The organism is Caballeronia sp. J97 (assembly GCF_905220305.1).
Taxonomy (GTDB): domain Bacteria; phylum Pseudomonadota; class Gammaproteobacteria; order Burkholderiales; family Burkholderiaceae; genus Caballeronia.
Map to the genome: position 1 here is coordinate 53394 of NZ_CAJMZL010000006.1, position 13852 is coordinate 67245.

The window sequence follows — 13852 nt, forward strand, 5'->3', positions numbered from 1 at the left end:
CGAAAGCTCCGCGCAATTGGCGAAATACTGAATTATTTTTTCCGAGACATAGAGCCTTTCGGCGATTCACGGGCGAGAGGTTGATTCAGGACCTCCTTGAGAGGTAAGAAGTGCCTCCTGCGGTTGCTCGAAAAGCTGAAGAAAAGGGCGCTCTTTCGTTGGATTGCAAACGGCCGCGTTCCGGGACAATCGACTCAACTGATGCTTGGAGCGCAAAATTGCAGACCATAGAAGGACGCCCGGTAGCGCGAAATCCGCTGTTACTTGCAGAGCTGTACTTGTCGGGGCTGGCGAAAGAAAGATGGAAAACTCAGAAGGAAGCATTGGCTGCGCTGAGCCATTTGAGACCGAGCATCAATCGTCAGGACTTGAGCCGCGCTGTGAGCGTTTCGAAGCTGCCACCCGCTGTCCTATCTCTGTTTGAAACCGCCGGTATCTGGAGTAACACGGCGCGGTTCCTCGTGAGGCTCGCCACTAAGCACGGCGCGCAGACGCTGGCAGACCGTGCGAGCAGTATTGATCCTCACGGGCTCACCTGGCACCAAATAATTAGGCTTTTGGATGGTCAAGAGTCTGCTGCGCCCGTGCGTCGACGAAAAAGCCTCACGCCACTTGTTTTGGCAGCAATGTACGAGAAAGGAGTTGTGGAAGGTCGATGGAGCTCGAAGACTGCGGCAGCCGAAGTAATGGGCTGGCACAAAGTCGATTTGATGAGGGCTGTCGCGATCTCGCAACTTCCTGCTGAGGTGCTGAAGCTATTTGAAGAAAAAACGCTTGTCTTTGCGCAAGGCGACGTCCTTCTGAAAATCCACGAAGCCCTTGGCACGGTCGAGACAGTTGACCGCGCCAAAGCGCTTTTGAAAGAGCCAAAGAGGCGCACGGCGGAGCAGATCGTCGCGCTACTGTTCGGGGTCAAGGATGATTCCGGCCTGACTCTGAAAATACGAAGGGATCGAAGTCAACGTGGCGCGCGTTTTGTTTTCGAGTTTTCCGTGGACGCCCCAGGGGTAGACGACTTCATCGATGCGGGGGAGGACCTCACGCCGGTCGTCCAGATGCTGGTAACCATGATTCAGACCCGAAAAGCTCAAAATAAGAAATAAAAATCTATATACTGAATTGGTATGGTTTTACCTGCGAATTTCGGTCGCGCCTCACCGAACTAGCAAACACTTCGGGACATCGGTAGAGGCCACAAGATTGGCGCCACGGAGCACCGCTTGAGGCCTCCCCACTGGGGTTCGCGTCAGCGGGCGGCACGTCAGTCTTCCAAAGACGGATCGCCCGCTTTGGGTTTGCGATAGAACGCGGCGGCTTCGCGCAACATGCGTTGCTTCTCTGCCTGAACATAGATCGATGTCGTTTGCAGCGACGCATGACCTAGGATTTTCTGCACGACGTCGAGCGGCACGTCCTCGGCTGCTGCGTGGGTTCCGAACGTATGACGGAAGGAGTGCGTCGACGTGCCTGCCAGCAACTTCATTTCGTCCGTCGTCAGGTCTGACATTCCCTTGATGAGACGCTTCATAACCCACGCCATCATGAAATTGATGGTGTCGACGTGGTAGGCGAGTGGGGCTCCGTTCGCGTGTTTCGCTTGGGCCTCTTTCCCCGGGGGAATGAAGGTCGGCGCGAGCAACGGTCCGGCCGTCGCCGTTTCGAAGCCTTCGCTACGATCTCGCCAATGTTCACGCAACGCCTCGATCGTCGCTGGGCTGACCGGTACGGTGCGCTGCTTGTTGCGCTTGCCGACGATCGTCAACTGCCACACCAAGTCTTCACCATCGCCATGTTCCGTGGGCGACATTCCTTCTCTGCGGGCCGACGCGAGCTCGTCGCGTCGAAGTCCGGAGTCCGCGGCTAGAAGAATCGCGACTCGTGCCGCTCGCCAGTATCCAGCCGCTGGGGGCTTGCACTGGCTATCGATATAGCCACGAATGCGCGCCCACAGATCGGCGGGAAGGGCGCGCTCGACCTTGAGGAGGTTCTCGCGTTCAACGATGACAGGGTCGGACACGGCGCTCCACGGGTTGCCAGCCAGATAGCGCACGTCGACCAGCCAAGCAAACGCCGCCCGTAGCGCGCGCACCGCATACCGCTGACTCTCGGGGCTCAGCGCGCTCGCCGCAAATGGTCGCCAGCGACCGCTCGAACGCGACTGACGCGGACCGACGAAAGCCGGCGAGGGCGCTTTGAGAAAATCGCGATAGGCTTCGCAATCGTCGGCCAGTAAAGAACTCAGCGGTTTTCTCCTTACCGTCACGGTCCAGAGGAGGAACCGCTCCAACTCCTTGGTGTAGGCCCGCAGGGTTTTCGGTTGCTCGCGATAGCGGTGCAGGTAGGCGCGCACCGCCTCGAGGTCGTTGTGCGCCATGATGTACGGGAAGCTGGCGTGGCGGTTCAGGCCGCCGGCGCCGGATAGCTCGCTCGGCAGCCGCACGCGCTCCAGTGGTGCCAATACGCCCGAATCCGTATCGATCGTTACGAGTTCGCCTTCCGGAGCCGAAAACGGATCGTCGATCGAGACGTCCGCGCCGACGCGCGCACCAATCGCGTCCGCATTCTGACGCAGCCACGACACGACTTGCTGCGCGCGACCCGGCCCAATGCGCGGTACTGCGCGCCACCAGCTTCCGCCGCGGCGGTTACAGAAGTCCACCAGCTCGGCCAGCGTCTGAATGCCCGCGTCTTTCAGCCGTCGGGCGACCAGCGGTCGAAACCACATGCCGACTCCGTGCGTCGGCTCGGGCTTGGCGACGGCCAACAGCGCCGCCTGTTCGACCATCTTGAGCGTCACGGCCGTCAGGCGCGCGCTGCCGTGGGCTTTCGCCGACGACTTCAGATGGTCGGCCAGCACCGACGAGCCATGCTCGAGCGCGAGTTCCACCAGTTCCGCCTGCATGCGCCGCAGAAACGACTCGACCCAGCTTGGCGTCGCTTCGTTGCCGTCTTCGTCTTCCGAAAAATACAGCCGCGTGATAGTCGACGCCGGGATGCGCTGCACGAACGCGCGCAGCGCCGCGAAGTGATTGCGCGTGTAAGCGGCGCGGCTTTTGGTGACGGTTTGCGGTTTGTTGGCCATGGGCGGCTTCTTTTCGTTGGCTGGGAAGCCCGGCTGGACGGGACGCAGATGCCCTACCCACGCATTTTACTCATTAAAACAATGCCTGATAATACGAATTATCAGGCATGAAAAAGGGCGTTGGTTGCCGGATCCGCTCGCCGCTGGCCGACAAAGCCGGTTCGATCCGAGAATGATCCACCGAGCGCATGTGCGCGAATTCGCCTCAACGCTCGGAAATCTTCGGCGGCGTTCCGGACTGCCACCGTGCGGGCGACTCCCGTCAAGCCGTTACGCCGAGGTGAGGCATCGCCCCGGAGCCGCCGGTGGCTGCTTGGAACCGGCGCGGAGCAGCGCTGCAGACGCCGCTGAATCGGTCCGTTTCAAGGGACGCCGCTTGTGGCGAAGGAGATAAATGCTGAAACGTCGCTTTAACCTTCCACCGCCAACTCGATTGACGTTCGACTCGGCGATCGGGGGCGGCGCCGCGTTGAGGTGATGTATCGTTCGATACGTTCCCGCGACGGGCGGTGCCGCTGCTTGCGGAGAAGGTCACCCACTCGGCGGGGGCGCGCCGGCGCGATCGAAGGCGGCGACGGCGCGAAGCCCGATGGAGGGTTGCCGTCACCCCCGTCACCGTCCGAAGCAAAACGCCGTTCGATGGCCTTCTTGTGTAGAACGACTGGCTTGCATAGCGACGGGTAATACCCGAACACCGGCTAGACCGTCGAAAAACACGTCGACGACGCGAAAGCCGGTACATCGGCGGAGCAGATCGGAGACGAATATTCGCGGCACGACCCGCTTCGCTTGAACCAACGGTTGTTGGACAAGTAATAACGATCTGCAAGCCAGAGCCCTTCACCCGCTCGCGCCGCGGACGTCGCGGACTGAGCGGCATCGGCGGCGAAGGGCACCCTAGGATGACATTGCACCTCGGCCGTCGTCGGACGGCAAAACAGTGACCGCCAGGAATTTCTTGGCGGTCAATGGATCGTCGGCTGCGCAAGAACCGTCAAGCGCAGCGCGAACGGTGACTCGAGATGCGCCGCATTTGACACGGGCCTCGACCTCGTCGTCATAGCAGGACTGCTTGTCGCAAAAGTTCGAGTGCTTTCAACTCGTCCAACCGCCCCGTGCGTGCCTTGCCAGCGAGCGTCTTCAAAAGCGCCTCTGCGATCGGTGCTATTCCCTCAAGACCGTCCAGTTGGGTTTGCAACGTGGCGATGGCGGACGCCGCGTTTCGTCCGGGCGTAGTAACGGGGGCGAGCGATGACTCCACCGGTCGAGCAACGGCTGTTGCCACTGGCGTTTCCTGCGGATCAACAGTCGCGTCGGCAGGGGCGACGACTGCCTCGTTGATTTTCTTCTCCTCGCGACCAATCAGGCTGCCTTGCCCGCCTGGCGCATCGGTTGGCGATCCCGCGGCTTGCGCGTCCGCCGTCGTGCCAGCGAGGATCCGGTCGTTCTGGTTTCCGGGATCGGCTGCGCCAAGCGTGTCGTCGTTCGGTGCGGCGGCGGATGCCGACAGTGCGTGGCCCGGCGCGCGGGCGCGTGATGCAGGCGCGAGAAGCAGTGCCACCGACTTAGGAATGTCCGCCTCGGAGCGAGGTGTGTCGAGCCAGCCTTCGGGCAAACCGAGCCGCTCGGTGAAGCGCACTGCTTCAGTGTCATCCATGCGTTTTTTGCCGTGCAGTCGATGAGCCATATTCGATCCGGTCAGTCCCATGACCGCGCCGAGCTTGACCTTGGAACCGTTGCGTCCGGTGAGGACGTGAAGGTTGGCCCGCCTGATCGCCTCGACTGTGGCCGCGCCCTCTAAGAACCTTTAACAAAATGATTGCTTGGGTCTGTTAACTTCCAACGATCGCTGTTAACCTCATCATTGTTTCGGTCGCGAGGAGGCCATGGCCAAACCGATACTCGATGATGAGTTGTGGGCACTCGTTGCCCCTTTGCTGCCCCCACCCAAACCTCGCCGCTCACGGTATCCCGGACGCAAACCACTGGATGACCGGGCAATGCTTACCGGCATCCTGTTCATCTTGCAGACCGGCCTGCGCTGGGACATGCTGCCACGCGAGATGGGCTGCGGCAGCGGCATGAGTTGCTGGCGCCGTCTGCGGGACTGGCAGGCCGCCGGCGTCTGGGACCGGCTGCACGAAGTGCTGCTCGCGAAGCTACGCGAGTCCGACCGGATTGACTGGTCACGAGTCGTCGTTGACTCCTCCTCGATCCGCGCGGTGGGTGCAGGTCAAAAACGGGACCGAATCCCACCGACCGCGCGCGACCTGGTTCAAAGCACCACCTCATTACCGAAGCGCAGGGCATCCCGCTCGCGGTAATCCTCACCGGCGCCAACCGCCACGATGTCACCCAGCTTCACGCGCTGGTTGACGCGATCCCGCCCATTGCCGGCAAGTGCGGCCGACCGCTGTCGAAGCCTCGCATCGTTCAGGGCGATCGGGGCTACGATCACGACAAATACCGCCGTCCGCTGCACGCAGCCGGCATCGCTACCGAAATCGCCCGACGTGGCCAGCCTCATGGCAGCGGTCTTGGCAAGACTCGCTGGGTGGTCGAGAGAACCATTTCGTGGCTTCACAACTTCCGACGACTGCGCATCCGCTTCGAACGCCTTGCTTTTATCCACGAAGCCTTCATGAAACTCGCCTGCTGCATTATCTGTTGGCGAAAACTGCAGAGCTCATTTTGTTAACTCCTCTAAGTGGGCCCGTTCTCGCTGAGCCGCTTGACGCGGCTTGTTCTGGTTGGAAGAACCTCCAACGGCGGAAGGTCGGTCGCCCACCTGCGTAGGGGTCAAAGTTGAACGGGCCTTGGTCGCGGCGGGCGCGCCCTTCGAACTCTTCGATCGCATTTTCGCTTCCTCGGACAATCTGCTCGCAGGCAGTAACGACTTTTGATTATTCGGGAGGAGGGAGGTCTCTTGGACGTCGCCTTCATCGCTGGCCCCGTCCATGCTCATGAATTCGAGCGGCGACTTCAGCCGAGCGATCACCTCCGGTGCAAGTGCAGGATGTTGTTGGTCGAAAAAGCCGGAAGGCAGCCGAAGCGCAGTTTCCATGTGGAAGGCGGTCTCGGGCGTGAAACGTTCGCCCCGCAGGAGTTCTGCTATCCGCGTCAAGCTGGAATCTAGGCCTAACGCAATATTCTCCGCGCCGACGGCATCTACGAGAAACTTTAACGAACGAGTTTTAATGATGGACGCTTGGGCGGGTGCGCTAGCACTCGCTTTAAAGGGCGGTTGGACCCGTCCAGGACGACTAGAGCTAGCCGGATGTTGAGGTTGGCGCCGATTGTTGGACTTGCCTCGATATCCCGCATTTGGCCCACGGGGTTGACTCATGGTGGAACTCCGATGCAATGCGTGAGTTTCAACGCTATGGTTATATCGGCGATCATTGTTACCGAACGGTTGTCGCTGAAAGCGTCGGTCGCTGCTTCAATTCAATTTAGATCTAGCCGTCAGTCAGCGTTCGGCAGGCGGCTGTGACTCGTGCGGACTATCGGGGCGCAATCGCCGCTGGTCGAATATATTCACTTCAATGACCACGGGCGACGGACATCAACGGCGAGCCGCGCCCGCTAGCAGCAAAGCGTTCGAGCTTCTCCCGCGCTTCGAGATGAACGTATCGGGGCGCACCGGCTAGTTGACGATCTGCCTCTTGTAAGACCGCCTCGAACAAGGGCAGCTCGGCCACATCGACTGTCCATATTCTCTCCGTTTCCGCCCGCTGCAGGCAGCGCTCTAGAGCCGCCTCGGCGCGCCCATAGATGCTGACGTCCGTCTCCCCGTAGCCCGCATCTTGCACGAAATAGGTGACGTAGACCAATTCGATCAACCCGTTGACCAGATACGCAGATCCAGCGCCGGCGCGACAGGCTGCGAAAGTCAAATGGTTGGACAACGCAACGGTCCGCGCCGCTGATAGCGGCAGAGGCAGCAACATCTCTTTACTGAGGGGTTTGCGGGACGGCGAACGAGAAACTTGCGAGCGGGGGTGGCGATAAGACATGCTGCAATAAGAGAACGAAAGGAGTCCGCGTCCAATAGGTGGCCCGGAATGATAGCAGGCCGCAGGAGCCAACACTGTGGCGCGCGCCTCGCTGCACGCGGATCAGTCGGCCACCCATTCACTGGGGTTTCGCGGCGGGGAGCGATGTGGCGGCACCGCGGGCCGCAATCTCTTCAATTCCCCAGTCCCGCTTGAGGGTGACGTTATAGAGGAACCGAAGTGAGTACGTTGCAACCGACAATGTGCTACGAGACCGCTTCTGATCGATCAGGTGCGGTTGCCAAGCCCTGATGTCTTCTGGACCTAACAATGTAGGTAGTTGCGAATGGCGCTACCCAGCGCTGCAGACGCCGCGGAAGCGGTCCGTTTCCAACAGACGCTGCTCGGCGAAGGAGGTAAACGCTGAAACGTCGCTTTCACCTTCCGACGCCAACTCGATTGACGTTCGACTCTGCGATCAGGGGCGGCTCCGCGCGGACGTGATTTGTCGTTCGATACGTTCCCGCGACGGGCGATGCCGCTGCTTGCGGAGGAGGGCCATCCACTCGGCGGGCGCGCCGGCGCGACCGAAGGCGGCGACGGCGCGAAGCCTGATGTGCGGGGGTCGCCGTCACGGTTGCCCTGCATAGCAACGCGTGATACCCGAACACCGGCTAGACCGTCGAAACACGTATGTTAAGCCATCGTTCGTGGTGTCCGATGGGGCAGGCTCGTGCACATTGAACACGTATCGTCGGGCGCGATCCCAGCACGATGCCAGTCGATCGTTGCGGCATTCGTCCTTCGAGACGATGGGGACGATGTGCGCGCGCTTAGACGTAGCCGCACGCGATGACCACGACGGGACGCCACATCATGACGCCCTGGTCAAGGTCCTTCAGCCAGAATTGAGTGATGGCGACCGTTTTATTCACGCCTATCGCAAAGAGGCGGCCCTTCGCAAATGAGCCGCCACACGGGCAGCTAACCCGCCGACACCGTAGCGAGTCCGCCTAGGCGTCGACTCGCTACCGTCAGTGCGGAGCCTTCAGTTGTAACCCAAAACCGCAGCGTCACCGATTTCCGGCCGTTCGTCCTTGCTACGGCAAAAATGAATGGTCGGATGCTGAAGCAATCGCGCATATGTCGTCGGGTCCCGCAGCATACGTACCCGCGTCGCGCATCCCAAAACGTTACGCGTCACTTCGTCGTTGAAACCCTTGGCGTCATCCATCTTGTTCTCTCCGTGAAATGTCACCTCCTTGGACGACTGGCTGCACCACATGTGAGAGGCGTCTGGAGTGGAGTAAATATCGTCCATATGTCATCAAAGCTTCAAGTGCAGTTGCTTGCCTGAGCGTCACAGCCACTTTGCCTGCAAGTGCGTTGTAGGCCGACGCCCGATGTGCCTCCTCCCCCAAAGCCATGTCAGAAGGGGCTTCGGCCGTTCTCACCGCTTGAGCGTTGCTATATCTCGGACCTCTCCTAGCGCTGAAGTTTCGACGGGCTAGGGAGAAACACTTATGTCTGACAGGATTTATTTGTGTTCACATGGGCGTTATAAAATCCACTAAGCGGATTTTTAAGCCACCACCGTCAGGTTCAACCGTCACGCTTCGCTAGAACGCGTGTTGAACCCCCATGACACCGCACGCTGTTGTTTAGTCCGCGCGGTCGGTGGCGCCTCATGCGCTTGCTGGCAGGCGCAGCTTTCCCATCCACCGAAATAGTTCATCGAGGTCAGAATGAGCAACATCCCGGGCACGTCGTACATCAAAGAGCCGTCTACCGTTACGCCTGCTGAAGAGAGCGAACTCCGCGACTTGGTCGCGGGTATCATCAAAGATGTCGCGACGCGCGGCGACGTTGCACTTCGGGAGTACAACAAGAAGTTCGACAAGTTTGACCAGGAAGCAATCGAAGTCACGGCCGAAGAAATCGAAGCTGCGCGCAAGCAATGCGACGACAAGCTGCTGGAAGACATGAAGTTTGGCATCGAGCGCGTCACGCAGTTCGCAAAAGCGCAGCTGGCAACGATGCAAGACTTGGAAGTTGAAACGATTCCCGGTCTCCACCTCGGTCACCGCCTCATCCCGATTCGGCGCGCGGGTTGCTATGTTCCGGGCGGCCGATATCCGCTGCTCTCGTCGGCGCAGATGACTGTGATTCCGGCAAAGGTCGCGGGCGTCAAGGAAATCATCGTGTGCACGCCTCCGAACGTTCACCCGGCTGTTCTCTACGCGGCGCACCTGTCGGGCGCAACCAAGATTTTCAAGGTCGGTGGTGCACAAGCTATCGCGGCGCTCGCCTATGGAACGGAGTTGATTCCGCGCGTCGACAAGATTGTCGGCCCGGGCAACAAGTTCGTTAACGAAGCCAAGCGCCAGGTATTCGGTCTGGTCGGTATCGACCAGCTCGCAGGCCCCAGCGAAATCGGCATCCTCGCCGACGAGACGGCTGACCCGAAGATGCTCGCCGCGGACCTTTTGGGCCAAGCGGAACACGACGTGGAAGCACGTGCCATTCTGATGACCACCTCGCGAGAAGTGGGCCAAGCGACTCTTCACGAAATGGACCGCCAGCTGGCGATTCTATCGACGAAGGATGTCGCTGACCCGGCGTGGCGTAAGAATGGTGGCATCGTGCTGTGCGACAGCGAAGAGTCGATGATTGCCTACTCGGACGAGTTTGCAGCTGAGCACCTTCAAATCCACACGAAGGACGCCAAGGGACTGGCACTCAAGCTGACGAACTATGGTTCGCTCTTTATCGGTCACCTAGCGTCGGTCGTCTTCTCCGACAAGATTGCTGGTACGAACCATACGTTGCCGACGCGCGGCGCTGGCCGTTACACCGGTGGCTTGTGGGTGGGCTCCTTCATCAAGACGGTAACGCATCAGTGGGTCGAGCAGAAAGCCGTTGATGTCATCGCGCCCATCTGCGTTCGCCAGTCGCATCGCGAAGCGCTGGACGCGCACCGGATCGCAGCGGAGATTCGCTACAACTACGACTGCATCTAAGTCGTAATCTATTCAATTAACGCTGGAAGCCGAAGTTCCCGCACTCCTGTTCGGTCGCGACGGCCAACATCGCCGACCGCATGGTGAACTTGACCGGTGCTGGGTTCTCGCAATTGGGCGACGGCTTCGGTTTGGCGGAAGGTGCAGTCGGTCCCGGTATCGGCATGGCCGTTGTCTCCGGTACCGACCCTCGATTCGACGATGCGCCTTTCGTGAATCAGCTGCATCTCTGCACGAACGGCGGACCTGCATCGCCCTATGCAGACGGCTGGGTAACGTACGGTATTACCGGCGTCGTTCTCCAAGACGCCGGCTTTTTTGCTTTTGCGTCGAGCGACAGGGAGTGAGGTTATGATGGACCGATTCTCCGAAATGTCTTCGTTTGTTGCGGTCGTTGAGAACGGCGACTTCTCACGCGCGGTTCGAAAACTGTCCCTAACACCATCAGGGGTCAGCCAGTCGGTCTCACGGCTCGAGGCGCGCATTGGCACCAAGCTCTTAAGCCGGTCGCCGCGAGGCATCGTGCTCACGCAGGAAGGTCGTCAATACCTTGCTGCGGCTCGGAAAGCGCTGGCCGCCATCGAAGAAGCCGATGGGATTGTGTACGGCAACCTTCGAGGCGTTCTACGTGTGAACTGCTTGCCGGCGTCTGCCGCCTGCCAGCTCGCACCTGTTATGACGGAATTTCACCGTCTCTATCCCGAAGTTCGTATCGAGTTCCAGCTGGAAACTGATGAGCGCAAGCTGCTTGGGCGAGACGTCGAATTGGCTATCACCAGCGGGATGCTCCCGGAATCAGGCGTGGTCGGTCGGCGCATCGCTACGGCGCGATGGGTCATATGCGCTTCCCCTTCCTATCTGAAGGCGCACGGTGTTCCCACAACACGGGACCCGCTGGTCTCCCACATCACGTTGAATTTCACGGTCGCCATGCGTTGGAACACGTAGGCGGTTCCTGACTCGCGTGGCAATCACCATGTCTTCGAGAACATCGGCTCCTTCGGCGCGAGTGATGGCGCGATGGTGATGGCGATGGCCAAGGCGGGGGTGGGAATTGCCCGCATGGCCGAGTACAACGTTAGGTCCGAACTCGACAGCGGAACGCTCGTCGAATTATTTGAAGGCGCCGAGACGACGGAGGAGCCAATCTACCCCTTGTACGAGAAGCATCGACACATGAGTCGGCGCGTATCCGCGTTTGTGGACTTCATTCGTGAACACATGCATCTGGGCGAAGAGCCGTGGCGGGCCAAAACGAAGAAGGTGGCGATGGCCGAGCGATAGATCGAATGCTTGATTAGGCTAGACAGTTGTCCAAGAAGCGGACGCACCATCCGTAGAGAACTACCGCTGGCTGGCACTGCAGCAGTCGGCGTGGTGCTGATGCACTCTCTACGCTGGAATGAATTCAAAAGGTCGGCGGCGATACCGCACTGACCACTTCGCATACTTCATCGAACGGGTTGTACATCCGATGTGGTACGCGACTATCGAAGTAGTACGCCTCGCCAGCACTCAAGCACCGCTCGCGAGTTCCTACAACAATCATGAGTCTGCCTGAGATGACCGTGCCGCACTCCTCCGCTTGATGCGAATAAGGCTCGCCGGTGTCGGCGCCGGGGGCGTAGCGCTCGCGGAGCATCATGATGTCCTTGCCAGCCAGATTCTTACCGACTTGGCGATAGGAAAGGACGTTGCCGTCAGCAAGTTCAACAAGTTCATCCGCGGCGAAGAAGACCTGCTCTTCAGTCTGAGCCTCCGCGTCGGCGAAGAACTGGCTCAGGGGGATATGTAACGCATCGAGGATACGCTTCATGGAGCCAACCGAAGGGCTCGTCTTGTTTGCCTCTATCTGTGCAATCGTGCTGTGGGTGAGCCCGGCGACTTCCGCAAGTGCACGTATGCTCAAGCCATGCTTCGTCCGCAGTTCGCGCAGACGATTGCCAATGTCCAATGCGTCTTGCGTCTCCCCCTCAAGGGGCGGCCGCTCGATATTCGGCACGGCATTAGCCGGTGTAGCTCGGCGCTTGCTCAATCGCTTCTGACGACCTTCTTCCGCCGCTTCCTCTTGTTTCTGTGCTGCTGCCTCCCGCATGTCCGTTCCGCCTTTAATAGGAGTGTTGGATACTTAAACGTCCATAAGTATCGAATAATACATGCGTCTTTGATGCCGACAAGCGGGAAATTTCATCAAGTTGGGTCGGGTGGACTTTTTTGACGTCGGCAGAAGGCACGTGGGTAGGGGATTTCGACCAGTGACGAGTCGCCGACAGACTCTGAGTAGGGCCGGAACAGGCATTCTGTCGCGGCCGAACATCAAACATCAAAACGGATTTTAAAAAAACCATTGACCGTTTTGACGTCCACCATCACACTTCCGGGAAAGCTTGATACTGCGCCGCGCGCGGGCGTTCCGACCCCGGTGCAAATGCGGAGACACGGTTGACGGTGGCCACACCACAGGGTGCTGGCCGATGACTTATTGCTTAAGGAAGCAAGATGGCTTATCTGGTAGGTGATGTTTCGAGTACGGCGCGTTGTTTTCCGCTTATGGACGGCAAGCCTGTCGCGATTGCCCGCAGCAGCGGACCGTACGTATGGGATGAATCGGGAAAGCGTTACATCGATACTGTGCTCGGGTTCGGCGGCACTATCCTTGGCCATGCTCCGGATGCGGTAATTCAAGCGGCGTCCACCGCTCTTTTGACCAATCCGCTTCCTGCGGTCAATCACCCCAGCGAAGAGCTTGCGGCGGCAGCGCTCGCGCAGCGCACGGGCAACCTGAACAAAGTCATCTTCACCAACTCCGGCAGCGAAGCGGTTCATCTCGCGTGCCGCGTTGCTCGTGTTGCCACCGGGAAGCGTCGCATCGTCAAGATTGCGGCTGGCTTCGACGGTTGGCTCGATGGCGTCGCGTTTGGCAATGTCGGCTCGGCTGAAGCTCGCTTCAAGCCCGGCCAGCGCCCCTCGAACGGTTACGTGACCGTCATCCGCTACAACGACTTCAATGACGTCGAGCAGGTGTTCTCCGAGTTCGATGACATCGCGGCAGTTTTGGTCGAGCCGATGCTCGCGAACGCAGCGTGCATCCCTTCGGTCGATGGCTACCTCGCGCATCTCCAGAAGACAGTTCGACAAAACGGCGCCCTGTTGATTTGTGACGAGGTGCTCATGGGCTTCCGTCTGCACGCGGGCCTGACCTCGCACCTTTACGGCATTGACCCTGACCTGGTGTCTGTAGGCAAAGCCATCGGTAGCGGCATCGCTGTGTCGGCCGTCGTCGGCAAAGCTGAGTATATGAAGGTCGCTGAAGAAGGTCGCGCGCTGCGCGGCGGTACGTTCAGTGGAAACCCCATTGCTTGCGCTGCGGTGCTCGCAACGATGCCGGCGCTTGAGAAGGCAGATTATCTGGCGCTTCAAGCGCACGGCAATATTCTGCGTGAGTCGATTATCGAGAGCTTCGCGAAACACGGCAGGACCGTCTGCACCAGCGGCTACGGAAATGTTTTCAGCATCTGGTTTAGCGAAACGCCGCCGAAGACGTACGACGAAGGCCTCGCGCTTGTGAACAACGAACTGTCGCTGGCACTGCACATGCATTTGCGTCGCGAGGGCATTCTGATTATGCCGTCGCCGTATGGCCGCATGTACATTTCGTTCGCGCACGACGCGGCCGTTGTCGCCGAAATGCAGGTTGCCTTTGAGCGTGTCGCAGAGTTGATGTCGAGGGCCGTTGTGGGTGTGGGCGCGTAAGT

General features: G+C 59.6%; 11 protein-coding genes and 2 pseudogenes. 6 read left to right on the forward strand and 7 right to left on the reverse strand.

What is annotated here, in order from left to right; all coding sequences use genetic code 11:
• Positions 1-218 precede the first annotated feature (218 nt).
• Positions 219-1103 carry a hypothetical protein gene (locus U4Y90_RS11295; RefSeq protein WP_321794654.1) on the forward strand — a complete coding sequence of 295 codons (885 nt, stop codon included), beginning with the start codon at positions 219-221 and terminating at the stop codon, positions 1101-1103.
• A gap of 158 nt (positions 1104-1261) precedes the next feature.
• Here the strand turns inward: U4Y90_RS11295 and U4Y90_RS11300 are convergent, their stop codons facing one another.
• Together U4Y90_RS11300 and U4Y90_RS11305 are read right to left on the reverse strand one after the other, a co-directional pair.
• Positions 1262-3082 carry a phage integrase family protein gene (locus tag U4Y90_RS11300; RefSeq protein WP_321794655.1) on the reverse strand — a complete coding sequence of 607 codons (1821 nt, stop codon included), beginning with the start codon at positions 3080-3082 and terminating at the stop codon, positions 1262-1264.
• A 1057-nt stretch (positions 3083-4139) separates the two neighbouring features.
• Positions 4140-4877 (reverse strand): annotated as a pseudogene (locus tag U4Y90_RS11305) (hypothetical protein); the annotation flags it as partial.
• Between the two features lie 91 nt (positions 4878-4968).
• Here U4Y90_RS11305 and U4Y90_RS11310 point away from each other — a divergent pair.
• Positions 4969-5780 (forward strand): IS5 family transposase gene (locus tag U4Y90_RS11310; protein WP_321794657.1). Its coding sequence is split into 2 segments (ribosomal slippage): positions 4969-5317 and positions 5317-5780, totalling 813 coding nucleotides; the frame shifts between segments, so codons are not numbered across the junction.
• Here U4Y90_RS11310 and U4Y90_RS11315 read toward each other — a convergent pair.
• The 4 genes from U4Y90_RS11315 to U4Y90_RS11325 form a co-directional block, all read right to left on the reverse strand.
• Positions 5769-6146, reverse strand: coding sequence for a hypothetical protein (locus U4Y90_RS11315; protein WP_321794658.1), 378 nt, complete (start codon positions 6144-6146; stop codon positions 5769-5771). The two genes, U4Y90_RS11310 and U4Y90_RS11315, sit on opposite strands and share 12 nt — an antisense overlap.
• Positions 6147-6624: 478 nt before the next feature.
• Positions 6625-7032 (reverse strand): hypothetical protein, encoded by a 408-nt coding sequence (locus tag U4Y90_RS11320; RefSeq protein ID WP_321794659.1) that lies wholly within the window; start codon positions 7030-7032, stop codon positions 6625-6627.
• A gap of 184 nt (positions 7033-7216) precedes the next feature.
• Positions 7217-7408 (reverse strand): hypothetical protein, encoded by a 192-nt coding sequence (locus tag U4Y90_RS36090; RefSeq protein WP_415749327.1) that lies wholly within the window; start codon positions 7406-7408, stop codon positions 7217-7219.
• Positions 7409-8125: 717 nt separating this feature from the next.
• The gene (locus tag U4Y90_RS11325; RefSeq protein ID WP_321794660.1) at positions 8126-8311 is read right to left on the reverse strand and encodes a hypothetical protein; all 186 of its coding nucleotides are present in this window, start codon (positions 8309-8311) and stop codon (positions 8126-8128) included.
• A 511-nt stretch (positions 8312-8822) separates the two neighbouring features.
• On the opposite strand from U4Y90_RS11325, the gene hisD reads away from it, so the two are divergent.
• The 3 genes and pseudogenes from hisD to U4Y90_RS11340 all read left to right on the forward strand — a co-directional run bounded on the left by hisD (position 8823) and on the right by U4Y90_RS11340 (position 11381).
• Positions 8823-10097, forward strand: a complete 1275-nt coding sequence (hisD, locus tag U4Y90_RS11330; protein WP_321794661.1) for a histidinol dehydrogenase — start codon at positions 8823-8825, stop codon at positions 10095-10097.
• Positions 10098-10177: 80 nt separating this feature from the next.
• Positions 10178-10444 carry a hypothetical protein gene (locus tag U4Y90_RS11335; RefSeq protein WP_321794662.1) on the forward strand — a complete coding sequence of 89 codons (267 nt, stop codon included), beginning with the start codon at positions 10178-10180 and terminating at the stop codon, positions 10442-10444.
• 25 nt (positions 10445-10469) lie between these two features.
• Positions 10470-11381: pseudogene (locus tag U4Y90_RS11340) on the forward strand (LysR family transcriptional regulator).
• Positions 11382-11505: 124 nt separating this feature from the next.
• Here the strand turns inward: U4Y90_RS11340 and U4Y90_RS11345 are convergent.
• Positions 11506-12192, reverse strand: coding sequence for a cupin domain-containing protein (locus U4Y90_RS11345; RefSeq protein WP_321794663.1), 687 nt, complete (start codon positions 12190-12192; stop codon positions 11506-11508).
• Between the two features lie 404 nt (positions 12193-12596).
• On the opposite strand from U4Y90_RS11345, the gene U4Y90_RS11350 reads away from it, so the two are divergent.
• Positions 12597-13850, forward strand: a complete 1254-nt coding sequence (locus tag U4Y90_RS11350) for an aspartate aminotransferase family protein (RefSeq protein WP_321794664.1) — start codon at positions 12597-12599, stop codon at positions 13848-13850.
• Positions 13851-13852: the final 2 nt, after the last annotated feature.